The organism is Pseudomonadota bacterium (assembly GCA_018823135.1).
GTDB lineage: Bacteria > Desulfobacterota > Desulfobulbia > Desulfobulbales > CALZHT01 > JAHJJF01.
This window is the reverse complement of the sequence record JAHJJF010000061.1, coordinates 1-25,357: the sequence shown is the minus strand read 5'-3', so window position 1 is coordinate 25,357 and position 25,357 is coordinate 1. Positions and strand designations below refer to the sequence as shown.

14 protein-coding genes are annotated in these 25,357 nt (G+C 45.9%); 3 read left to right on the top strand and 11 right to left on the bottom strand.

Going from position 1 to position 25,357, the window contains the following annotated elements; translation table 11 throughout:
- Positions 1–40 precede the first annotated feature (40 nt).
- On the bottom strand, positions 41–955 hold the full coding sequence (miaA, locus tag KKE17_05830) for a tRNA (adenosine(37)-N6)-dimethylallyltransferase MiaA (protein MBU1709507.1): 915 nt from the start codon (positions 953–955) through the stop codon (positions 41–43).
- Between the two features lie 302 nt (positions 956–1,257).
- On the opposite strand from miaA, the gene serC reads away from it, so the two are divergent.
- The 3 genes from serC (at position 1,258) to rlmN (ending at position 4,493) form a co-directional block, all read left to right on the top strand.
- Positions 1,258–2,337: a 3-phosphoserine/phosphohydroxythreonine transaminase gene (gene serC, locus KKE17_05825; GenBank protein MBU1709506.1), complete on the top strand. Its 1,080-nt coding sequence runs from the start codon at positions 1,258–1,260 to the stop codon at positions 2,335–2,337.
- Positions 2,338–2,556: 219 nt separating this feature from the next.
- A complete protein-coding gene (locus tag KKE17_05820) occupies positions 2,557–3,426 on the top strand; it encodes a radical SAM protein (protein ID MBU1709505.1) in 870 nt (289 codons plus the stop codon).
- A gap of 11 nt (positions 3,427–3,437) precedes the next feature.
- Positions 3,438–4,493 (top strand): 23S rRNA (adenine(2503)-C(2))-methyltransferase RlmN, encoded by a 1,056-nt coding sequence (rlmN, locus tag KKE17_05815; protein ID MBU1709504.1) that lies wholly within the window; start codon positions 3,438–3,440, stop codon positions 4,491–4,493.
- Positions 4,494–4,634: 141 nt separating this feature from the next.
- On the opposite strand, the gene KKE17_05810 is transcribed toward rlmN, so the two are convergent.
- The 10 genes from KKE17_05810 to pilB all read right to left on the bottom strand — a co-directional run bounded on the left by KKE17_05810 (position 4,635) and on the right by pilB (position 24,971).
- Complete coding sequence (locus KKE17_05810; GenBank protein MBU1709503.1) at positions 4,635–5,000, bottom strand: response regulator; 366 nt, start codon at positions 4,998–5,000, stop codon at positions 4,635–4,637.
- Positions 5,001–5,087: 87 nt separating this feature from the next.
- Entirely contained in the window at positions 5,088–5,858 is a 771-nt protein-coding gene (locus KKE17_05805; GenBank protein ID MBU1709502.1) for a hydrogenase iron-sulfur subunit, read from the bottom strand.
- Positions 5,859–5,861: 3 nt separating this feature from the next.
- Entirely contained in the window at positions 5,862–8,927 is a 3,066-nt protein-coding gene (locus tag KKE17_05800; protein ID MBU1709501.1) for an FAD-dependent oxidoreductase, read from the bottom strand.
- A gap of 79 nt (positions 8,928–9,006) precedes the next feature.
- Complete coding sequence (gene fdhF, locus KKE17_05795) at positions 9,007–13,107, bottom strand: formate dehydrogenase subunit alpha (protein ID MBU1709500.1); 4,101 nt, start codon at positions 13,105–13,107, stop codon at positions 9,007–9,009.
- 98 nt (positions 13,108–13,205) lie between these two features.
- Positions 13,206–14,561 carry an acetyl-CoA decarbonylase/synthase complex subunit gamma gene (locus KKE17_05790; protein MBU1709499.1) on the bottom strand — a complete coding sequence of 452 codons (1,356 nt, stop codon included), beginning with the start codon at positions 14,559–14,561 and terminating at the stop codon, positions 13,206–13,208.
- Positions 14,562–14,623: 62 nt separating this feature from the next.
- On the bottom strand, positions 14,624–16,828 hold the full coding sequence (gene cdhC, locus KKE17_05785) for a CO dehydrogenase/CO-methylating acetyl-CoA synthase complex subunit beta (GenBank protein MBU1709498.1): 2,205 nt from the start codon (positions 16,826–16,828) through the stop codon (positions 14,624–14,626).
- A gap of 36 nt (positions 16,829–16,864) precedes the next feature.
- Positions 16,865–19,423: an acetyl-CoA decarbonylase/synthase complex subunit delta gene (locus tag KKE17_05780; GenBank protein ID MBU1709497.1), complete on the bottom strand. Its 2,559-nt coding sequence runs from the start codon at positions 19,421–19,423 to the stop codon at positions 16,865–16,867.
- Between the two features lie 82 nt (positions 19,424–19,505).
- The gene (gene cooS / locus KKE17_05775; protein ID MBU1709496.1) at positions 19,506–21,503 is read right to left on the bottom strand and encodes an anaerobic carbon-monoxide dehydrogenase catalytic subunit; all 1,998 of its coding nucleotides are present in this window, start codon (positions 21,501–21,503) and stop codon (positions 19,506–19,508) included.
- Between the two features lie 78 nt (positions 21,504–21,581).
- Positions 21,582–22,469, bottom strand: coding sequence for a bifunctional 5,10-methylene-tetrahydrofolate dehydrogenase/5,10-methylene-tetrahydrofolate cyclohydrolase (locus KKE17_05770; GenBank protein ID MBU1709495.1), 888 nt, complete (start codon positions 22,467–22,469; stop codon positions 21,582–21,584).
- 279 nt (positions 22,470–22,748) lie between these two features.
- Complete coding sequence (gene pilB, locus KKE17_05765) at positions 22,749–24,971, bottom strand: type IV-A pilus assembly ATPase PilB (protein ID MBU1709494.1); 2,223 nt, start codon at positions 24,969–24,971, stop codon at positions 22,749–22,751.
- Between the last annotated feature and the right edge of the window lie 386 nt (positions 24,972–25,357).

Genomic DNA, 25,357 nt, shown 5'->3' with positions numbered 1-25,357 from the left:
CTGTTACATTAAGTATTGTATTTATTTAGCTGTCTTTACGTTAATTAATATGATTATTAATTTGATTGATAATCATATCCTGCTGGTTGTTTTCATACCAGACGATTTCCGGGTCGGCATTGAACCAGGTAAATTGTCGCTTGGCATATCGTCTGGTATCTCTGGCCATGAGGTTCAGACTTTCATCCAGTGTCCATTTTTGCAGAATATGATTTACCATATGTCGGTAGCCAATAGACTGCATGGGCTTCAGGTCTGGAGAATAGCCCATTTCAAGAAGTGTATTAACCTCGTCGATCAGACCCAGCTTAATCATCATTTCTACGCGTTGGTTGATTCGATCATAAAGGGTTTGACGATTTATGCAGGTGAGTCCGATTTTTAATACGCGCTTGAATGGATTTTCATATTCCTGTTTTTCAAAATGTAGAGAACGAGGCGTTCCAGAAGTCTTAAAGACCTCAAGGGCACGAAGTATCCTGTAGTGATCGTTTGGATGGATTTTTTGCGCGGCTGCGGGGTCACAAGTAACAAGTTCCTGGTAAAGTACGGCGCTTCCTTTTTCCTGCAGTTCTTTTTTAAGATATGCCCTCAAGTCATGGTTAACAGGTTTTGTATCGAATATGCCTTTAAGAAGAGATTTAATATAAAGCCCGGTGCCGCCCACCAAAATGGGGATTTTGCCTTTCGCATGAATTTGTTTTGCTGCGATCAGGGCATCTCGGGTAAAATTTGCTGCATTGTACTCTTCATCCGGGTCGACAATGTCTATGAGATAGTGAGGAACTCTCGCCCTTTCAGCAAATGTTGCCTTGGCAGTACCGATATTCATGTGTCGATAAATCTGCATGGAATCAACACTGATTATTTCTCCTGCAAATTTTTCGGCAATTTCAAGTGATATATCGGTTTTTCCGACACCTGTCGGCCCGATGATGGCTATGGCCTGGGGTATTTGGGACATGATTCAAAAGATATATTTTATTATGGGAGAATAATGTTTCGAACTCGTAGTATATTTACGAAATCCTAAATGATATCAACTTAAATACCTTTGAATTTTTTTGAAAAAGACTTCTATTAAAGATGAATTAGATTGTCCAAACTTCTTTCATCCTGTAAATTAACATGTTTTATTAAGCATTGCTGATAATTCTGCAACCTGTAAACGCCCAAGACGAACATTTTAAAGGCGATACAAAACTAACGGCTTTTTTTACGACTTTATATATATTTCATCATTCAACGGAGGATATGATGCCAGATAGAATTTTCAACTTCAGTCCCGGTCCGGCAACCCTTCCACAGGAAGTGCTTGCTCAAGCTGCAAAAGATATTATCAATTATAATAACAAGGGAATCGGACTCATCGAAATGAGTCACCGCAGCAAAGACTTCATTGCCATAACAGATGAGACAGAGGCTAACCTTCGCCTTCTCTTATCCATCCCAGCCAACTATAAAGTTTTATTTTTGCAGGGCGGCGCCTCCACGCAGTTTGCCATGGTGCCGATGAATTTACTCACCAGTGACAAGACCGCCTGTTATCTGAATACAGGGGTCTGGTCCAAAAAAGCCATTAAAGAAGCAAAACTTTTCGGTAATGTGGATGTTGCCTATAGCAGCGAATCCAGTGTTTTTGATCATGTGCCGCAACAAGGCGATTACACTGTGCCTGCTGAGGCTCAATATCTCTACTTTGTTTCGAACAATACTATTTACGGAACGCAGTATCATTCTTTCCCGTCCCATGAAACACTGGTCTGCGATATGTCGTCAGATATTTTGTCCACTCCCATTGATATATCCAAATTTGGGATTATCTTTGCCGGTGCACAGAAAAACATGGGTCCTGCTGGTTGCGCAGTGGTTATCATCAGGGATGATCTCCTCGATCGCGTCCCTGAAAATATTCCGACTATGTTCAAATATAAAACCCACGCCGATTCAGGCTCGATGTATAACACCCCACCGTGTTTTGCGATTCATACCATTGGGCTGGTTTTAAAATGGCTCAAAGGTCTTGGCGGTATTTCGGTAATGGATGCGATGAACCAGGAAAAAGCAGATCTTCTCTATGCGGCAATTGATAAAACTGATTTTTATAAAGGACATGCTAAAGTTTCTTCCCGCTCGCGGATGAATGTCACCTTCAACCTGCCCACACCGGAGCTTGAAGCAAAATTCATCACCGAGGCGACGGCAATCGGTCTTGACGGATTAAAAGGCCATCGGTCCGTTGGCGGTGTGCGCGCTTCGATCTATAATGCTTTCCCGAAACAAGGAATCCAACAACTCGTTCAGTACATGGATGAATTTGAAAAGAAAAACGGTTGATATGACTCCTGGATATTTCACCAGTTAAGCTGAAGATATAAGGTTCAATGTAATCAGCTATACTGAAGTATGTTGATACATTGAACTCCAGTCGTTTTGGACTGATCAGCTCGCCCAGCTCAACTATTATTGTAAATTAAGAAATGTTTTACCTGTTCGGTCCACATCGACCATACAAAGCCCAACACATATCTCAAATATTATGAAATATCCAGGCTGATGCATTACGAAGGTACGATAATCAGGCCGCCAAGCGAAGCTGACAGCATTATTCTTCAGGTTACCGTTGGTTGTTCCCATAATAAATGTACCTTTTGCGGAACGTATAAGGACGAACCGTTTCGGATAAAAGATTCTCAAATTATTGATCTTGATATCGACTTTGCCGCCACCTACTGTAAACGTCAGAAAAGGGTTTTCCTTGCCGATGGCGATGTCCTCACCCTCCCCCACCATCGACTGGTAGAGTTGTTTGATAGAATCAAATCACGTCTTACATGGGTCAACAGAATCAGCCTTTATGGGAACACCCGAAGCATTCTTTCAAAGACCGATGATCAGCTGTCAGAACTCAAAAGTTTAGGTCTTGACCGGGTGTATATGGGCCTTGAAACCGGTCATGATCCAACCCTTGCCTTTATCCGCAAAGGATCTGATTCTGAAAAAATGATTCTAGCCGGGAATAAGGTCCGTCGAAGCGGACTTTTTCTATCGGTGACCGTGCTTCTTGGTATAGCAGGAGTGAAAAATTCCCATGCCCATGCACATGATACAGGATGTGTTTTGACCGCCATGAAACCCAATCAGATCGGAGTGCTTACCTTGATGCTGTTACCTAATACCCCTCTTTATCAACTTGCGAAGAAAGGAGAATTTTTTCTTCCCACGGAAATGGAATTATTACAGGAACTGCACGTCATGGTTGAAAATATCAATCTGGAGAAAGCTTTATTCCAAACAAATCACGCTTCCAATTATTTGCCGATAAACAGCAGGCTTTCCCGTGATAAACAAGCAGTTCTTGCAATGATTGAAAGTGCGATTGCCGGCCGTACACCATTAGTGCCGGAACGATTTCGTGCGCTCTGAGACGTTTACAAATGAACAAACCTGATCTCAAAAATTATACCTCAAAACAATTATCCTTTTTTGTTGAAAAACTTGGATTACCCAAATACCGGGCTGCCCAGATTTTTTCCTGGTTATATCGGCCCGGGTTTACTGATTTTTCCCAAATGACTGATATAACGAAGGAAGTTCGAGCCCTTCTTGCAGAAAACGCGGTTATTGGCAGTTTCTCAAATTATACCGAAGAATCTTCAAAAGACGGTACGGTCAAATATGGGTTTATCCTGGATGATGGAGCGGTTATTGAAAGTGTTCTGATCCCTGAAGACGATAGAAATACCCTCTGTGTTTCTTCTCAGGTGGGGTGCGCGATGAAATGTGCTTTCTGCCTCACCGGCACCTTGGGATTCACTCGAAACCTGACTCCTGCCGAGATTATCAACCAGGTCACTTCGGTAATTGATAAAATACGGGCCAATCAATCAGGACAAACGCTCAATTCTGAAAAAATGATAAACAATATTGTATTCATGGGCATGGGCGAACCCCTGCTCAATTTCGATAATCTTATTGCAGCAATTGAAATTCTCACAGATCAACGAGGTTTGGACTTTTCTCAACGGAAAATAACGGTTTCTACATGCGGAATTGTCCCAAAGATTCATGAGTTGGGTGATAAAACCAATATAAACCTTGCCGTTTCATTGCATGCTACTTCGGATTCTGTTAGAAATTTACTCATGCCGGTGAACAAGAAATATCCATTGAAGGACCTGATTGAAGCGTGCAGGAAATTTCCTCTTCCCAAAAGAAGGCGGATCATGTTCGAATATATCCTGCTCAAAGATGTGAATGATTCTGATGATGATGCGAGAAAACTTGCTCAAATGCTGAAGGGTATACCTTGTAAAATCAATCTGTTACCCTATAACGAGTCCGGCGAATTACCCTATAAACAACCTGCTCAGGAACGGGTCGATTCATTTCAACAAATATTGTGGGATGCGGAATATACGGTGATCGTCAGAAGCAGTAGAGGAAGTGATATTTCCGCTGCCTGCGGTCAGCTTGCCGGGAAATCAGCTTAAGGCATACTTACACATGCGCCGCATCTGAACGCAATAAAGGCAAACACCATTAGAAGATTATAGCTGAATCACCAAGTTCATGACCATCCATGCCACCTTTGATCGTTAAATTTTCAATAAAGGCACGTAAGTTAGTCAGGGTCAGGCAAGCAATCTGTTTAGAGTGCTTTTGAGCTCATCGAATTCAAAAGGTTTTAACAGTATCGCCGCTATGCCACGTTGTGAAAAGGTGTCGGTATCATCTTCCTTGAAATCCCCCCCGGTACACACGACAATCTTACATTTTGGGGCCTGATTCATGATAATTGGTATCATATCGGCGCCATTCATGTCCGGAAGTGATAAGTCAAGAAGGACTATATCAATTATCTGGGAATATTTTTTTAGAATATCAAGTGCTGTTTGGCCGTTATTGGCAGCAAAAACTTTATGCTTGAGAAATTCAAGGAGTTCCTGGGTAACTGCCAGTACCAGTTTATCATCATCGACTAGCAGAATAGTTGCCAATAATCATTTCCTCAAAGTATGTATGGAGGCTATTTTGCAACAGCCTCCATACTATATTTTCCAGTTAAAATCTTCTGCGTTGCTTGGTTATTTTTCGATAAGAGCCCATTTTTTGCCGCTCTGTTTTACTTTTTCCTGTTTTAACCAGGTTGTCAAAAGTTTTTCTATCTGTTCAGTTGAAGTGCCTGTTTGTTTTGCCAAGGCGCTCACCGCTACAGGTGATTTTGAGCCCTTTAAGGCGGTTATTAAACCCGCTTCGATAAGTCCCGATGAGATGGGATCTGTCATTTTTTCATCCACCAGATTACTGATGAATTCCTGGGTAAAAGCGCCTTCTTTGCGGGAGTTTTTTGTCAGATTGCCAAAACTCACACGTAATTTGCGGCTGCTTACCAGTTCAAGGGCATCTTCGAGCTTTTGTTTTATTTGACCAGGGTTAAATCCTTCTGCTTCACCTAGTGGTCCAATCTCTTGGATTTGCCGGGTGAAATCGGTTATAAGTTTTACGAAACGCGGCGCTTCTGCGGCAGAGGCCCATTGCAGATTGAAACGTTCTGGTTTGAAACCAACTTCCACAAGTACCTTTTTGACCAGAGCATTGACTCCCATTGCATCATAATTACCAACCTGGTAATGACATTCGCCGAGTTGTCAGCCGCCGGTGAAGATGCCATCCGCACCTTCAATAAAACCGCGTAAGATAAAAGCCGGATCAATGCGACCGGTACACATAACCCTGATCGTCCTCAGGTTTGGTGGGTACTGGTATCTTGATACGCCGGCTGAATCAGCAGCCGCATAACAACACCAATTGCAGAGAAAACCCAGAATTTTAGGTTTGAATACTTCCTGGCTCATATACTACTCCTCAGTAACCTCGCCAAAGGCTTTGATTTGAGAGTTAATCTGTTCATTGGTGAAGCCGCCCATAGATATAGCAAATGTTGGACAATGGGAGGCACAAATTCCACATGCTTTGCAGGAAGCCACAACGGTTTCCGCTTTACGTTTATTATCATCATCCTTAACAATGCGAATCGCCTGATAAGGACATAAGCTTTCACAAATTCCGCAGCCAATACACATATCTTTATCAACGTTTGACACTATCGGTTCCACTGAAACTAACCCTTTAACCAGTGGAATTGAAGCCTTGGCAGCAGCTGCCTGAGCCTGGACGATAACTTCATCCAGGGGCTTGGGTGAATGCGCCAGTCCGCAGACATAAACGCCATCCACTGCGAGTTCAACCGGACGAAGTTTCACATGCGCCTCAAGGTAGAAATCATTTGCATTGACCGGAATTTTCAGGAGTTTGCTCAGTTCTTTAGTACCTTCGGGAACGATGCCGACGCTTAAGGTAAGGAGATCCGGAGTGATGCTCACATCATCTTGCAGTATCGGATCAAAGAAAGAAACAGTGACTTTACTTCCCTTCGTCTCAATCACAGGTTTCTTATTCATGTCATAAGGAATGAAAATCACCCCTTTTTCCCGGGCCTCGCGATAGGCATCCTCGGCATAACCGTAAGTGCGCATATCACGATACAGTATGATGACCTGGGATTGAGGATTTATTTCCTTGATTTTCAATGCATTTTTCACTGCATTGGTGCAGCATATTTTGCTGCAATACCCAAGGTCATCCCCACGTGAACCGGCGCATTGAATCATCACGACTGATTTTGGGGCCCTGGTTTTAGATTTGCCGGCAAGAGTTGTTTCAAGTTCCTGCTGGGTGACGATTTTGTCGGAATAGGTGATTGTATTGCCGAGAACTTTCTTGGGGCGGTGTTCTTTGCCCCCGGTGGCAATAACAATGATTCCATGGTCCAGGGTGAACTCCTTGGCCTTTTTACCCTTGCCGGTTTTAAGAACCGAGGAAAAGTTGCCGACAAAGCCACTGGTAGATACAAGCTCAGTACTGGCCATGAGTTCAACGAGTTTGTTATTTTGTATCTCGACGGACATTTTCTTGAGAAGTCCGGGGATGTCATCATTGGTAATCGTATATTTCAACCTATTAAGATTACCGCCAATCACATCATTTTTATCAATCAAGGTACAGTGAAAGCCCTGATCTGCAATATTCAAAGCAGCCGTCATACCGGCGATTCCAGCACCGATGACCAGTGCTTTCTGGGTTACCGGCACCGTTTGTTCCTGGAGTGGTTTAATATGTCGTGCTTTGGCAATACCCATGCGGACCAGATCCATTGATTTCCGGGTTGCCTCTCCGGGTTCATTGGCATGCACCCAGGAACATTGATCGCGGATATTGACCATTTCGAAAAGAGATCTGTTCAGGCCCGCGTCTTTGAGGGTTTCCTGGAAAAGAGGTTCATGGGTTCTGGGCGAACAGGCGGCAATCACTATACGGTTGAGATTATGTTCTTTAATCTTTTGTTTGATGACTTCCTGAGCATCCTGAGAGCAGCTGTAAAGACTCTGGGTATGAAAGACAACACCTTCCATGTCTTTTACGTAATCATCAACCTTGGGGACATCGACGACACCGCTGATATTGATTCCGCAATGGCAGACAAAGACCCCGATTCTTGGTTCTTCTTCCATTGCGAGTTTATTTTCTTTCGGGTAACTCTTGACCACAACACCTTGGCCGCGCTGTTTTTTGAGGAGGCCTGAGGCAAGACCTGCAGCAGCACTTGACTGAGTGACGCTTTCAGGAATGTCTTTTGGTCCCTGAAATGCACCGGCGACAAAGATACCTTCCTTGCTTGTTGCAAGGGGCGCATCAAGTGAGGTTTTGCAGAAATCATATTCGTTGAGCTCGAATCCGCCGATTTTTGAAAGTTCTTGAGCGCTTTTAGGTGCATCAAGACCAACGGAAAGAACAACCATGTCAAAAGATTCGAAACTATGATCGCCTGCCATGGTTGAATAGGTGAGTTTAAGTTTTTCGTTCCAGGGCATGACATCTGCAACCTTGGCACGGACGAATTTGATGCCGAACTGATCTTTAGCCCTTTTCTGAGCAGCATCAAAATCCTTTCCCTGGGTGCGCATATCCATATAAAAAATGGTGATATCAAGTTCTGGATCATGCTCTTTGGCAACCATTGCTTCTTTGATTGCGTACATGCAGCAGACCGAAGAACAATAGCCATTATTGCACCCGAGATCCCTTGAACCGACACATTGAATGAATGCAATGCGTTTGGGGTGTTTTCGATCTGAAAGACGCAACACCTTCCCGGCAAATGGACCTGAAGGATTGAGCAATCGCTCGAATTCAAGACTGGTGACCACATCAGGATGCTGTCCGTAACTGTATTTTGTAAGTGCTTCATCCGGAATACGGCCGAATCCAGGCGACATGATAACCGCGCCGATTTCGAGTTTTTTCGTAACCGGTTTCTGGCTGAAATCAATGGCTTTGCTCTGACAGACAGGAACACATATCTGACAGGTGTCATGGGTGAGATGCAGGCATGCTTCAGGATCTATATAATAAGTTGCGGGTACAGCCTGTGGATAATCAATATGGATCGGTCTGGTCAGGGCCAGTCCTTCATTATATTCATCCACAAGATGTTTCGGGCAATACTGGGTACATAAACCGCATGCGGTGCAATCTTCTGCAATTATATAGCGGGGACGGATTTTGAGCGTTGCGGTGAATTTCCCAGGCTTGCCTGTCAGTTCAAGTAAATCAGTGTTGCTCAGAATTTCTATGTTTGGAGACCGACCGGCCTCTACCAGCTTAGGCGCCAGTATTCAAAGAGAGCAGTCGTTTGTCGGAAATGTCTTGTCCAGCTGTGCCATGGCGCCGCCGATGGCTGCGGATTTTTCAACAAGATAGACATAAAATCCGAGTTCAGTCAAATCAAGGGCCGTCTGGACGCCGGCAATACCACCGCCGACCACCATCACCGCACCTGATCTATTGTCTTTCGCTTTTCCCATAATACACTCCAGCTTTGTATGGGTTTAACTATCGATTATTGCAAACTTTTAGGTAAATCAGTTAAATACTATAATTTGTCTACAATACTTCAACCTTAACAGCACACAACTTATACTCAGGAGTTCTTGATAAACGATCAAGAGCATCAAAAGTTACATTATTTACAGGTGTTTCAACAAAATTATACGAGGCAAAAATTGTTCCTTCCTGGGAACGATCGGTTATTTTCACCCGAATATCCACTGACCCGCGCCGTGATGTGATGCGTATCAGATCTTTATCCTTGATTGTCATTTTCTTGGCGTCTTCAGGATTTATCTCAGCAAAGGCCTCAGGGCAGATGACATCTATCTCAGGGGTCTTACCGGTCATACTGCTGAAATTGTAACGGGCGAGTTCACGGCCGGTGGTAAACAGCATTGGATACTCTTTATCCGTAGGTTCACGAGGCGGCAAATAATCCTCAGGGATAAACAACCCTCTTCCCCGGGTAAATTCCTTGGTATGCAGTACCGCAGTCCCTGGATGATTTTCATCGGGAACCGGCCATTGCAACCCGACGGTTTCAAGGCGCTCGTAGGTTATCCCTGCATATTGCGGCATCAGCGTTCTGATTTCTTCAAAAATTTCTTCCGCAGAGTTGTAATCCATGGGATAGCCGATTTTTTTGGAAAGTTCGCAGAAAATTTTCCAGTCGGGCTTGGCTTCACCCGGAGGGTCAACCGCCTTACGAACTCTCTGTACCCTTCTCTCGGTGCTGGCAAAGGTGCCGTCTTTTTCTGCAAAGCATGCAGCCGGCAGCACAACGTCAGCGTATTTTGCCGTATCCGTAAGAAAAATATCCTGCACGACAAGAAAATCCAGCTCTTTGAGCGCTTTCTGGACATGACGGATGTTTGCATCGGCGATTGCCGGGTCTTCACCAAAAACATACAGGGAACGGATATTACCCTTAAAAATATTATCCCAGACCTCGGTTGCGGGTTTTCCCGGTCTGCGTGGCAGTTTTACCTTCCAGATTTTTTCAAATTTGTCGAACAGATCTTCATTGTCCAGCCCGCCGTAACCGGGAAGAGTGTTGAACAGCGCGCCCATGTCACATGCACCCTGGACATTGTTCTGGCCACGCAATGGGTTGCATCCGCCTCCTTCCACACCGACCTTGCCGCAGAGCATGGAGAGGTTTGCGATGCTTTTCACCCGGTCGGTGCCGGTTGTATAATGGGTAATTCCCATACCGTGATAAATGGCGTGCCTACCTTCAGCGGCAAACATTCTGGCAACTTTTTTAAGCTGGTCCGCAGGTATTGTGGTTATTTCCTCGACATATTTAGGGGTATATTTCTTGACGAGTTGGGCCAGTTCATCAAAATCTTCAGTACGATCATGAACAAATTTCTTGTTCAGCAAATCCTCTTTAATGATGATGTGCATTAGGCCGTTCAAAAAAGCGACATCGGTTCCCGGTTTGATTCGCAACCAGATATCTGCTCTTTCGGCAAGCTGTGTTTTTCGAGGATCAACAACAATAAGTTTTGCGCCCCGGTCAACGGCCTGATGAATTCTTAAACCGATAGTCGGATGACTTGTATCAGGATTGCTGCCGATCATCAAAAACAGATCAGTGTTTTTTGTGTCGGCAATGTTATTGGTCATTGCACCGCTTCCGAAGGTGAGGGCCAAACTGGCCACCGTGGGAGCGTGTCAGAGTCGTGCGCAGTGATCGATATTATTCGTTCCGATCGCTGTCCGCATGAATTTCTGCATCAGGTAATTTTCTTCATTGGTGGCCCTGGCACAGCTGAAACCAGCTATTGAATCTGCACCATACATTGCCTTGATATCGAGAAAGCGCTTCGCTACAAGAGAAAGTGCTTCTTCCCAGGATGTTTCAACCAGTTGCCCTCGTTGACGGATAAGGGGGGTTGTGAGCCGATCCTTATGTTGCACGAAATTAAAGCCGAATCTGCCCTTGACGCATAATGCGCCGTAATTTGGCGCCAGGTCGGGCTCGGCCGTCACTTCCATTATGGTATTGCCTTTGACTTTCAGAAGTATCTGGCAACCGGCGCCGCAATAGGGACAGGTGGTTCTTACATCCTTCATTTCTTCAGCAACAACCGGGACAAATGCGCTCTTTTTGTTGAGAGCGCCGGTGGAACAATTATCAACGCATTTTCCACAGTGTACACAGTTGTCTTTGAATGTAAGCTTCAGTCCGGATGGCCTGCCTTCTTCATTGACTTTTTCAGCGCTTATTTCCAGAGCATCGTATTCACAGCTGTTCATGCAGCGTTTGCAATAGATGCATTTATTTAAATCAACCCGGATCACCGCATTAGAGTTGTCGATAGCGTAGGTTGGTTTTGTCCCCATCCCGGTTTTGCTGGGATCAACACCATGGGCGATGCATTCACGTTTAAGGTCACAACGATGAAAGGCTGTACAACCGCAGGAAAGACATCTGGCGGCTTCACGCAAGGCCATTTTCTCACTGAAGCCCAGACGGGTTTCATCAAAGTCCTGAGTACTGATTTCAGCGGGACGTTCCGGCATTTTTTCCCGCAACTTAACGGATATACCTTCAAAGTTCCGCAAACTGACATCGTCAAAGGTTTTGCCCCGGGTAAAATTGAAACGCCCCTCCCCTGCGTCCTTAGGAAGATCATCGAGTTGTGAGTGAATATTTTCAGCCGCTCGCCTGGCAGAGACAACCGCCTGAATAACGGATCGGGGACCACTTACAGCATCGCCGGCTGCATAAATCCGGGGAATATTTGTAAGTGAGGTTCTGGGATTGGCTTTAATGGTATTCTTGGGAGTAATCTCGAGTTTCCCCTCAAGATCGGTATGCGTGAAAAAATCACTTATTGCCATCTGACCGAGAGAATTGATCACCGTGTCAACCTGGAGAATATTTGTGGAACCAGGGATGGCTTCAGGTTGACGAATGCCTCTGGCGTCAGGTTCTCCAAGCTTCATGCGGATAAGTTCCAGATTCAAACCTTCATCAACATGAGTAATCTGGACAGGTGAAGCCACGAGAAGGAATTGGACTCCATCACGTTCCGCTTCACGGATATTCCTTTGATTGGCAGACATTTCGGTCTGCGGCCGAGGGTAAATGATTGTCACTTCATTTACGCCCTTTCTGAGCAGTGAACGGGCGGCTTCCATTGCAATGTTATTGCCGCCGATAACCGCTGCACGTCTTCCGTAATTAAATTTATTTCCTTCGGCAATATCTCTCAGCAGCTTAACAGCAGGAATGACATTGGGGTTAACTGCCCCCGGGATGTCAAGGGTTTGTTCTATCCAGGTTCCTATGGTTATCAGAATCGCGTCAAATCCTTGATCTTTCAAATCCTGAAGGGTGAAATCTTTGCCCCATCGCTGGCTTAGACGAACGGAAATGCCCATTCGGAGAATGGTGTTAATCTCATAATCAAGGACATTTTTAGGAATTTTATATTCTGGAATACCGTAACGTAACATACCGCCAAGTTTGGGCATCCCTTCAATTACCGTAACGTCATGGCCTTTTTTTGCTAAATAAAATGCCGCGGTGAGACCGGAGGGGCCACCACCGATAACAGCAATTCTTTTACCGGTGTGCTTTGAAGCCCGATCAATTTTAAGGTCCACCTTGTTGGTCATGCACCAGTCGGCAACAAAGCGTTTAAGATGGTTTATTGAAACCGGTTCATCGACAAGTATACGCCTGCATCTGGTTTCACAGAACCGGGGACAGACGCGGCCCACGGAAAAAGGAAAAGGATTCCTTTCCATGATTAACCTTACTGATTCTTCATATTCCCCTTTCGCAATATGGGCGATATAGCCCTGGACATTAATCTGCCCCGGACAGGTCAGATTGCATGGAGCTTTGCAATCGCCGAAATGAGTTTCAGCAAAGAGCGCGAGGCGTGCTTTCCGGTGTTCAGTCAGATGCTCGGATTCAGTGACGATTGCCATATCTTTCTTGACTTTGGTCTTGCAGGATCGCACCGGCTTGTCTTCCCCGGCGACTTCTACAACACAAAGTTCGCAAGAACCATCCGCCCCGCCATCCTTAACATGACAAAGGGTTGGGATGTAAATATTCTCCTGGCGAGCGGCTTCAAGGATTGTGATGCCGGCTTTTACCGTAACTGATTGGCCATTAATGCTAATTTTCATTGTATATATGTATACTATTGGTCTGTAAAATTGGTTTTTGAGAATCTTACAGTTTTTAGTAATTCATTAAAGTTATTATTGACTGGCACGGCAGTGTTTTATACCGCAGGTTTCCATTCCTTCAGGAAAGCAGGAAGATGTCCGGCTTCACGAGGGCCTATGGTGAGGGTCCAACCCGGTAGTTCTTCTTCCAGTTCGCCTTTAATGGATGCAAGATATCCGGGAATTATGAGTTCACGGTGCTTAACTTTTCCTTCAATTCCTGATTTTTTAATGAACTGGGCGATCAAATCAGCGCCGAATTTGCCGGCAGCCCAGGCAGTAAGTACAGAAAGCCCTTCCGTGTCTTTAATCAACAACCATGAAGGAACCTTGCTTCCCTCGATTTCACCCGAAACGATGAAATATGTCAGCGAGAAGTTGCAGGTGATCAGTACCGGTGCGTTTTCAGCAGGGCCGTTGATTGGGTAGATGTCTTCCTTAACCACCATTGGCCGTTGAGGATCGGTGAAAAGATTCAATCTCTCGAGGAGCAATGGGAAAAGAATATCGCCTTGCAGATCTGAAAGAACAATGATTCCTGCGTATTTTGCAATCAATACCGAGGCGACCATCGCCTCCATCAGAGGATCATCAGTTATTTCACATGGAAAAGTTATAGTCGGGAAACCCAGGGGTTTGTATTTCTTATTGATTGCCGCCCTGCGGGCAACAACATTGTCATCGAGCGCGGCACGTAACGTTCTGGCGCCGGTATCAATCACCATGTCCTTGCAACCGTCTTTCATTAATTGTTCAGTCAGGGTGACCGTGTCGTCAAGGGTTTCGCCCTTGATACCCAGAGGACAGCCAAGTTCTTTGGCGACATCCGCCATTGCCTGGTAATTGTCCTTGTTTGCTCCGAAGAGCAGCGGTTTACGGGCGCCGCAAATTTTGCCTGCCGCAGACATATTCGATGGATTGTTGCTTATCAGGATGATGTTGGCATCATCTGCACCGTCAAGGACTTTCTGGGCCAAGGCGGAAAATGATGCTTCGTCATTTTTATTGTCAGCAATTGCAATGAGATCGGCTTTAAGAAGAACGCCAACCCTTTCATAACGAAGGGTCTTGAAACGTTCTATTCTGCCGCCCACTTCTTCGTCGTTCATCTCGGTTGTAACAAGAACCGCGATACCGGTGGGGTTTTCAAACCTTTTCTCATGCCTGAAAAGGCACGTCTCGCCCCCAACTGTAAAGGTGTTTGCTGCGGCACCAAATTTTATAGAACGAATCGGTGGCGCTGAAGCTTCGCCGATAGTTGCTTTTGCTTCCTCGCTCACATGGGGACAGGCGTTTATTTCAATCTGTCCGGCGGCAACTTTCATGCCAAATGCGAGACATGTTGGAATTCCACAATCACCGCAATTGGTTTTGGGGAGCATTTTGAGGATCTGTATACCCGTTAAAGCCATTTCTTTTCCTCCTCTATATTCAAAGGAACTTGTTATATTCTCTTAAAGATAAGTTTCCAGGGTTAAACCGCAGCTTCCATGGAAAGTGCGGGATGCCCTTTTTCTTTCAAAAATTTAAGAATTTCTTCTTCTGTGGTGCCCTGTACTTCGGTAGCAATCATATCGAAGAGTTCAGGCATTCCTTCTTCTTTGCATCGTTCTATAAGTTTGTCTTTAAGTTCGTCTTTCAAAATTTGCGGAATCCAGACAAGTCGTTTGAGACCACCCTCGGACTTGAAGAGTTTACGGCTTGTAAGATAATGCTTGCTCACTCCCATGAAACCCGGCGTCTGGGCCCCGCCGCCGGCCATACCGGCAAGGGTGGTGAATTTCATACCACTGGGGGTCATCCCCATATAATCGCGATTAACAACCATGATTCCATTACATTGAGGCAGCATGGCGGCAATGGCTTCGAAACAACCGCAGGCGGTCATCGGGCTGGTCATTAATGAATAGCAGCTGACATCTGCGACTGCACCCCGAGATGCTTGATTAACGAATTCATTTATACCTTGAAAGAAGCCAATCTCAGAATCAAGGCATTCGCCCTTTTCGATAGGCTGATTGGGACCGGTGGGGTTGATCTGGTATGAGGCCTTGCCGTCAAGCCAGTTATAAGCACCGCACATACCGACGCGTTCAGGGGTTATGACGCATACATGGCTTGGAGCAAAGGATTGACACAAGGTGCAGGAATAAAAAACTTCCTCGGTTTCGTCGGTCATGTTGCCGAGCCGAAGATCACGTTCTGCGTAGACCTTCTTGGCAAGTTTCACGACCTCTTCTACTTTATCCTGAACAGTATAAATTTTAACCTGGATCTTATCAAGGATGGCGCCGAACTCCTGATGCAGTTTGCCGTGCAGCACCTTGCCAATATGTTCAAAAGAGAAGCCTTTATCCACCGCGCCTTTGCCGATGCGGACCCACATGATATTTCTCTGGCCGATATGCATGATGCCCTGAACATAATTAATCAGATGATGAAATTGGCGTTCGAGAATGGGTTCGAAATCGGATTGCATTTCGCGGCCGGCAACTTCAACGAGAATTGCGATGGGCAGGTTCTGACCTTCCTTGATATCTTTGATGTCCGGACCTTCAACTATTACCAGTCCATCCTGCACCTCATCCATTTCCTTTGAAATCAGAACCTCAACTCCTGTTGTTCTACCACCGCCACATTCCATGAAAAGATCATCTTTTCTGATCCGCTCGCCTTCAAAGGCCGGACCGAATGACAAGGGGATATCGATTTTCGAAATGGTGACCTTGAGTCCCCGGACTTCAATGGCCCTCTGGACTATTTCATCGTGAGGCACCTGACTGACAACGTGTTCGTAGGTGCAGATTCCAGTGGGAAGAACTTCCGGAATATCGTAATCGGATATTGTCGGAAATCCCCAGTTGATCGCCCCTGCAGCATTTGCATACCATTCGTCACTGACCGGTCCGAAGGCCATGACAAAGGCGAATGTTCTATCTTTATTATAAATGAGATTGCCTTTGTAATCTCCAGGCTTGATGCCGCCAAAAGCCATGGCAACACGACAGGCAAAACCAATGGCAAAGACGGCGGAAGTATAGGTTGGTCCAAAAGGTACCAGCCGGGTATTCCAACCGACCTGTACACCATTGGCAACCAATTGTTCAGCCATTCGCATGCCGTTCGTATGGTCATGCATAAAGATGTAGAGATTCTTTTCCTGGAGTTCAAGTGCTATTTTGCTGGCGATTTCCTTGTTGGGCGGCGCACCCATGATCGCAGCAAAACCCGGAGCGGTACCATCAACAAATTCAACGCCGCGTTTACGGAATATCAGGTCATCGGCAGCGCCGAGCCAGAGGTTTTCCGGCAGGGGTTGTTCGCTCTTGGTATAAAATTCGGATTCGTTCAGATACCGAATGGTTTCATACATTTCTTCCGCAAAGAAGGTTGCCATTCCGGCATCAAGAGCCGGGGCAAGATATGGAAGCCAGACATTGTCGCTCACCATATTCGGAAGGAGTTTTCGACACTCAAGAAAAATATCTTTCATGTCTCCCAGCTTTTCAACTTTTGCGCCGAGCATACTGTAAATGACCGGCAAAAAATAGGCCGTGTTCGGAAGCGAAACTTCCTGTTCAGGTCCGTATTTTTTCAAGGCCTCTTCAAATTTCTCTTCGGCCATGTCCACTATTTTGTGGGCACCTCTGATGGCGGCTGAACATATTATTTTAGACATTGGGAAACTCCTCTAACATCATTTGATTATCAAAATTTATCCCATAAGACCATTTACAAGGGACTTAGCCAGCGCAATAGCCTGGGGATGGCGCATAATCATGACTTCGCCACCGGACATCAACATACAGGATGCGGTGATAGCCTCCATAAGTACGCCCCGTCGTTCCTGATCACCGATAAGCGCATCGGAAGGCAATCTGGTTTCTTTTGCTTTCCAGACCTCACGGCCAAGGTTACAGATGAATGGCACCTGAAGTTTTTCGTCCTTTTGGGTGAGTGCTGCCAGTCTGATTCTTTCCATTACTGAATAGGAATATTCGATTCCATAACCAAGGGCACCGATTGAAGGATCAATGAGAACACTCTCCAGTGAAACACCAAGGTTTTCAAGAAGAATATTGAGCTGCTTGGCAAGATTGACGTCAATGGGTGAAGAAGCCACCATGGGATGCTGAAAAGCCATGCCGGTTGCTCCCAAAGACCGATAATTCACATCGCCAAGGGGCGCCAGGCAAACTTTTTTATCGCCGATCATTGCGGTGACTTCGCGTAATGTTTCGGTGTCCTTATCAGCATTGCCGCAACCCCAGACAATAATCGGTACATCAATATTCTTGACAACATCCGCAGCAACTTTTGCTGCTTCGCTTGCCGGGCGATTCATGCCATTAGGATCGGTGCTGATAAGAGAGATACAGATGGCATCGGCATTATATTCATTCACGCATTTTTTTGCCCAGGCAACAGGATCATTCAGAACTCCATCAAAGTGGCGGGTAAGGGTTTTGGGCCATTCGTCAGGATTAATATCAAGTACATCCATGGCAAAAAGAGGTTTGCGGGGCATGGCACCCTCGAAAAGCTGGAAAGGCATTGTAGCTGTGCCGCCAACGGTAATGGTGTTGTCGCCGTTTCCTAATTTAATCTCACGGAGTTTACCGCTATAGGTAATTTTATAATTATCTTCAGGAATTCTGGAAGCCCGCTGGGCAAGGGTTGATGTTTCAACTTTTAACTCTGCAGCCGTAATGCTTCCGGCCGCGGCAGCTTTTGTTTTGGCAGCAGGAGCTTTTTTGCTTTCTTCTTTCGGTTTTGCTTCCTGAGTCTTCCTGGCCTGTTCAGCGGCTTTAGCATCAGCCGCCTTTTTATCTTCCTGGGCCTTCTTTTCTTCAGCAGCTTTTTGTGCTTCTTGAGCAGCTTTTGCTTCCTGGGCTTTCTTTTCCTCTTCGGCTTTTTTTGTTTCCTTGGCTGCCTGTTGGGCCTTATCTGAAGGAGGCGGAGTAGGGGTTGGTTTTACCGGTGGAGCTACAGGTGGAGTAGAAGGCGTTGAAACCACTGGCTGACGGGAAAGAATTGCTTCCGCTCCGGCAAATTTTGCCAGCGCCTCAAACTGATCATCCGACAGGCCAAAGGCCTTTTTAAGTGAATCGAGCCCGGTCTTTACGGATTCCAAAGCCATTTGACGCTCTTTTTCATTCATTGTATGTTCTCCTGCATCATCAATTTCTATCGTTCCTGACCCAGTTTGAGCCTGCTCTTTAGCGGCGGCAATTATTTTTGCTGCTTCGGCTTTTGCTGATGCCAAAATATCATCAGGTCGTTCCCCGGAAACTGCCGGGGTTGTTGCTATGGTTATTACTTCCCGTGGTAATGCGGCAGGTTTTGAATCATCATCAAGTACCGGGCGGGTTGCAAGCTTAGCCCGACTGACAATTTCAGGAACCGCGCTTTCCCATTCAATTGCCATGATATGAACGCCTGCAACCCCTTTGATTTCTTTAACCTGATTGATAACATCTACGCAGATATTGATGCCTTCATCTTCTTTATCTTTGGCATCTTTCATCCTTTGAATTACTTCATCGGTGACATCCATACCAGGAACAAACTTTTTCATGTACCTGGCCATGCCAAGGGATTTCGGAGGAGTAACACCTGCGAGAATATAGACTTTTTCATGAAGCCCCAGATCACGGACCATTTCCATGAATTTTGCAAATTTTTCAACGTTGTAGACGATCTGGGTCTGGATGAAATCAGCACCGTTGGCAACTTTTTTCCCAAGGCGCGGAGCACGGTATTCAAAGGGCTCGGCAAAAGGATTTGCTGCTGCCCCCAAAAAAAGCTTCGGTTCGTTATTTTTTATGACTTCGCCGCATTGGAATTTTTTATCATCGCGCATGTCTTTTACCATTCCGAGCAACTGAATGGAATCCATGTCAAAGACACCCTTTGCGCCGGGATGATTGCCGAATTTCTGATGATCGCCGGTAAGACAAAGCAGGTTTTTCAAGCCAAGGGCTGCGGCACCGAGAATATCACTTTGCATGCCGATACGATTGCGATCGCGGCATGTCATCTGAATAACCGGCTCAACACCTTCCGAAAGGACAATCAACCCTGCGGCGATGCTTGACATCCTGACAATGGCGGTCTGGCAGTCCGTAATATTGACTGCATCGACGTGCCCTTTCAGAATCCGCGCTTTTTCCCGGACTATTGCAGGATCGGCATTTTTGGGTGGTCCAAGCTCCCCGGTAACGGCAAATTTCCCGGCAGTTAATATTCGTTCTAAACGGCTTCCCGATTTCATCGGTTATTTTTCCCTTGTTTATATTTTGTTAAATGGAAGTCTGGTCGAGAGAATTCCATATAATTGGTTGAAAAGATTCCAACTAGGCGTTGCTAGCCGGTCCGGTACAGCCGACGTCACCGATGGCACCGGTGCTGAGATCTCGACGCATCGCCATGTCAAACAGGGTCCTTTCTTTCTTTTTATTAATACCCAGGGCTTCACGTTTCTCTTCAATTTTTTCGATCATGATCCGGGCAATTTCCAGTGGTTCACTTGCGACATTCCAGTGAGCGCCGAAAGTTTTCATGATACCATCTAAAAGGTAATTATTGAACTTCTTGGCGCCGGTGGTGGCCAGATTCTGAAATACAACCTGAGCGCCGCTGGCTACGAAATACTGGCCGATCGCAACTGCTTTTTCACTCATCCACAGGGGCGCTGTTCCAATGGCTGGGAGATCGGAAATATCATCTCCAAGGCCGCCCTCGCGCACCATTTCGGTTGCGGCGATGAGGATGCGGCTGTTATCGACGCATGATCCCATGTGAAGCACCGGAGGCATACCAACCGTTTCGCAGACTTCAGCAAGGCTTGATCCGCAGAATTTGATTGCTTCCGGGCTGCAAAGTCCGGCTTTACCAAGAGATGTGGCGGCACAACCGGTAGCGAGAACCAGAATATTGTTCTTTATGAGTTCCCGGGCTATTGTCTCATGAGCATCATCAGCAAGTTTGAAGTTGTCGCAGCCGACTATTGCTGCAACTCCGCGAATACGGCCGTTAATGATGTTATCGTTCAACGGACGATAACTGGAACGAAAACGTCCACCCAGCATATAATTTATTGTTTCGTGGCTGAACCCGACAACCACATCGACTTTTTCAAGTTTTGGGATGAAATGTTTGCCGCGTTTTTTGTAATTGGCAATGGCATGTTTCAAAATTCTTTTCGCAGATTCCAGAGCATCATGTTCTTCGAACTGCAGATGAATCGCTCCAGGCATTTTAGCACGGTAATTGGTTGTAATAATATCTGTGTGGAAATTACTTGCCACCTGGGCTACCGATTGCATGACGCATTGAACATCCACCACCATGGCTTCAATTGCACCGGTTGCAAGAGCCATCTCCTGCTGGATGAAACCGGCAGCAACAGGAATGCCTCGGCGCATGAGGATTTCATTGCCCGTACAGCAGACACCGGCAAGATTTACGCCCTTGGCGCCGGCTTTTTTGGCAAGCGCGAGAATTTCCGGGTCGCCTGCGGCGATGCAGAGAGACTCAGCAAGAAGCGGTTCATGACCGTGAACCGTCACATTGACCTGGTCCCCTTTGAGTACACCGAGATCAACGATTGCACGGCGGGGAACCGGGGTGCCGAACATGATGTCGGTGAGTTCGGTTGAAAGCATTGAGGAACCCCAGCCGTCAGACAAAGCGCAGCGTGATGCCTGAAGCATGATGTTTTCATATTCCTGGTCAACTCCCATATGGGTCCGATGCATCATCTCAACGACTTCGCGATCAATGCCTCGGGGTTCGACGCCGAGTTTTTTCCAGATCGCCTGTCTTTTTTCAGGTGCTCTCTTGAGCATTGACAGTGGCGTGTTGTCCTGGCTGCCGAATTCGGCAAGGGCTCTTTGGCCAAGCTCAAGGGCAATGTCGTTGACTTCTCGACCTTCGGTCTCAATATCAAAGGTCTTGGCAAGTTTCATGAGTTTATCGACATCTTGTATCTTGTGTGGGCCATTACCTTTTGCGGTTTCAATGAATCCGCGAACCATTTCCCGTGCATGATCTGTATGAGCAGCGGTGCCTGCTGCAACAGTCCGCGCAAAATTTCTTGCTGCCACCGTATCGGCAGTGGCTCCGCAAATGCCGATCATATTATCAACGCCGTCGATGATCTGGCAGGGGCCCATATTGCAATTCCTGCAGCATGTACCACCGGAACCGAAAAGGCAGGCCGACATGCCGCGGGCTTTAACTCTGTCGAAAGCTGTAACGACGTTTTTGGCGATATCCTGCTGGAGTACCTGTTTTGTGGATGTACAGGTTATTTCCGTACAGCCTTCGCATCCGTTTCTTTTAATAGCCATTTAAACACCTCAATAAGACTTTATTGTTGCCGGAATATTTTCGAAGCCGACAGTCTCTGCTTTGCTTGTTGATCTTAATTAAATAAGGCCGGCAGATTGCTTGGCAGCCTGAACAGTATTTTTCATAAGCATGGTGATGGTCATCGGACCAACTCCGCCGGGAACCGGGGTGATGAAAGACGCTTTTTCTTTAACCGCGTCAAAATCGACATCACCGGCAAGGATAGCCTTTCCTGAATCAGACATGCCGATCCTGTTTACACCAACGTCAATTATAACTACACCGTCTTTCACCATATCTGCAGTAACCAGATTGGGAACACCTACTGCTGCGATAATGATATCGGCTCGCCGGCAATGTGCTGCCATGTCTTTTGTTCGAGTGTGGCACAGAGTGATGGTGGCATTTCCGGCAGCACGTTTTTGCAGCATGAGATTTGCAATTGGTTTGCCGACAATATTTGAACGACCGAGTATAACAACTTCAGCGCCGCTGGTCTCAACCCCTGATCGTACGAGCAGTTCCAGTATCCCGTGTGGGGTGCACGGAAGGAAACATTTTTCACCCAGGACCATTTTTCCGACGTTGACCGGATGAAATCCATCGACGTCTTTATCAGGGTTAATCGCATATAACACCCTTCCCTCATTGATATGCTTGGGCAGTGGTAATTGAACAAGTATGCCATGAACTTTTTCATCATTATTAAATTGTTCAATTAATGAAAGAAGCTCTTCTTCAGATATGTCAGCAGGTTTGGTTACCTGTTGTGAATAAATGCCTAGATTTTTTGCCGTTTTATTTTTTGCAGTGACGTAGGACTGGGAAGCAGGGTCAACGCCAACGAGAATTGTGGCAAGGCCCGGCACAATATTATGTTTTTCTTTCAGCTCGGCAATTTCAACTGCCAGTTCTTCACGAATAGCTTTAGCGGTTTCGGTTCCGCTGATTATAGTGGCGCTCATTCTTTTTCTCCTTATTTTAAATATCGAAATATATTCAGTCTGTTATAAATGGTAAAAAAATATTCATCCTAATTCATTTTGAACATAATCAGGATAAAGTTCCCCCTCGGTTTCAAGAAATCCAAAACAAATCAGCTATTTGCATCGGAGAGGGAAATAATTTAAAAGGTTAAAACAGTCGAATATAATGAATCCCAGAGCAGTTTTCAAGAGGATTATAGATTTTTGTAAGAAAAAATACTACGACTTGTATCATCTCGACGTCTAATTGAGTTGACTTCAGCTTGCCTTTCTCATTCTTTCATTTGCCAGCTTGACAATTATACTGTTTGCCTGTTCCAGGCGCGAGACCAGAGAGTTAAAGAGATGCGTGCCGACTTGTGGTACGGTTTCTATAAGTTCAAGGAGTTTGTCCCCTGGGAATCTCTTGACCTTGCTTCTGCCCTTTGAAATAATTGAAGCTGAACGGGCTTCCCCTGATATTGCAGACATTTCCCCGAAATATTCGCCGGGCTGGGTGATTTCAGCAATTTTCTTGCCATCCTTGACAACTATGACCGCTCCGGTAAGAAGTTTGAAAAAGTCTTTATCACTATTCCCCTGACGGATAATAGCGTCACCGTCATCATAATTTTCGACATCCGGATTCACCAGATACGCGGGAAGGCTTTCTTCGGTTACAACGGTTCTGCGTGTTACTTCCTGGGGACTGGTAATACCCTGACGGGCCTTTTCCAGAGCAGCCTCTCTCAGGGTATACATGCCTTCGTGGATTGCAACTTTGCGCAGCTGGTCTTCCGGGACTTCGGCGCTGATCGCTTTGGCAACTTCATCGGTTATTTCCATGAGTTCAAAGAAACCGACCCGACCCTTATATCCTCCGCCCCTGCAGGTTCCACAACCGGTGGGCATATAGAGTTTAAGAGTGTCCACTTCTTTTTCCTTGAAACCCATGGCCAGCAGTTCTTCGCGGGATAAATCATCCGGGGTCATTTCTCTCCGGCATGCCGGGCAGAGTTTTCTTCCGAGACGCTGGGATTGAATCATGGTGACCGCCGATGCAACCATAAACGGCGGAATGCCGATGTCAACAAGACGTGCTACTGTTGCGGGGCAGTCATTTGTGTGAAGGGTACTGAATACAAGATGGCCGGTCATCGCCGCCTTGATGGCGATTTCAGCAGTTTCAATATCACGGATCTCACCAACCATGATGATATCGGGATCTTGGCGCAGGAAAGCCTTGAGAGCTGCCGGAAAGGTCATGCCTATTTCTTTGTGAACATTAACCTGGTTGATGCCTTTAAAGTTGAACTCAACAGGATCTTCAGCCGTCAGTATTTTGGTGTCTTCTTTGTTTAAGGTGTTTAAGGCGGAGTATAATGTAACTGTTTTACCGCTACCGGTGGGACCTGTAACCAGAAGCAGGCCCTGCGGTCGGTCGAGACAACCCTGAAGTCTCTTATATACTGCAGGTTCAAAGCCCAGCTTGGTAAGATCTACATTCAAACTGCTCTTATCAAGGATACGGAGAACAATACTTTCACCGAACAGGGTCGGAAGCGAGGAAACACGAAAATCAACCGACTTTTTACCAACACGCATTTTGATACGGCCATCCTGGGGAACACGTCTCTCGGTGATATCAAGGCTAGCGAGGATCTTGATGCGTGAGTTCAGGGCATTTTTGATGTTCAACGGCAGGTTCATGGATTTGTAAAGCGAACCGTCGAGACGATATCGAACCTGGAGAGATTTTTCAAAAGGTTCGATATGAACATCACTGACCCCGTCAATTACCGCCTGAGAAAGTATACCGTTTACCAGTTTGATGATCGGCGCATCATCAGCCGACATGGCCTGGGAAACTTCATCATAGGTATCGACACCCATCTCGTCCGCAACCTGGTCGGCAAGGTCACCGAAAGAATCAATCTGGGTTATTTCATCATCTTCTTCATCCTCCGGTTTCTCATCCTCACCGGAAAGGGTATTGAATTCTTCCTCACTGATTTTGTAGTGAGTTTTATAGGCCTCGAAAATATCCTTTTCCGTTGAAACACAAATACTCAAACCCATCTTCAATTCCATCTGCAGATTTTCGATTGCAGAGGTATCAGTGGGTTCGGCCATGGTGACCTGAAGGGATTTACCTATTACCCTCAGAGGAAATGCCGTATAGCGCGCAGCAACTTCAAAGGACATTTTGGAAAGGGCTTCTTCGGTGGGTGGTTCGCGGCTGATATTAATCGCCGGGAAATTATGAAGCCTGGTAAGCGTATTAAGGATATCATCGTCGGACACAAAGCCCATTTTGACAAGGATGCTGCCAAGACGCATTTTGTGTTTTTTCTGGAAAGCTAAAGCCTTTTCAAGATCCGAGGCCGTAATCAAACCCTGCCTCTTGAGCATATCCCCAATTCTGACTTTGCCGGCGCCTGACTGGTCCTTAATCGTCGACTTCAGGTGTGACTTGTCCTGGTTTCTTGGTGGGGCTGCCATATTAAATGCCTGAGCATCTCCTGGGTGATGATAGTGACCGTGAAACGAATTTCACATATGCTTAAAGTTGTTTTCTATCAGAATTTGTAATCTTACCATGAAAAGCTGTTTGTCTTAAACCAAATTTTGATGAAATCGCAAAAAGACTGATTTCATCGAGTTATTACTTGATAACCAGTTAATTTTATGTGGTGGACCTTTTGATACCGCGACTTTTCTACGTCTCGTTACTCTGGCTTATCAGCGGGTTCATCACATTTTGATGAAATCGCAAAAAGACTGATTTCATCGAGTTATTACTTGATAACCAGTTAATTTTATGTGGTGGACCTTTTGATACCGCGACTTTTCTACGTCTCGTTACTCTGGCTTATCAGCGGGTTCAT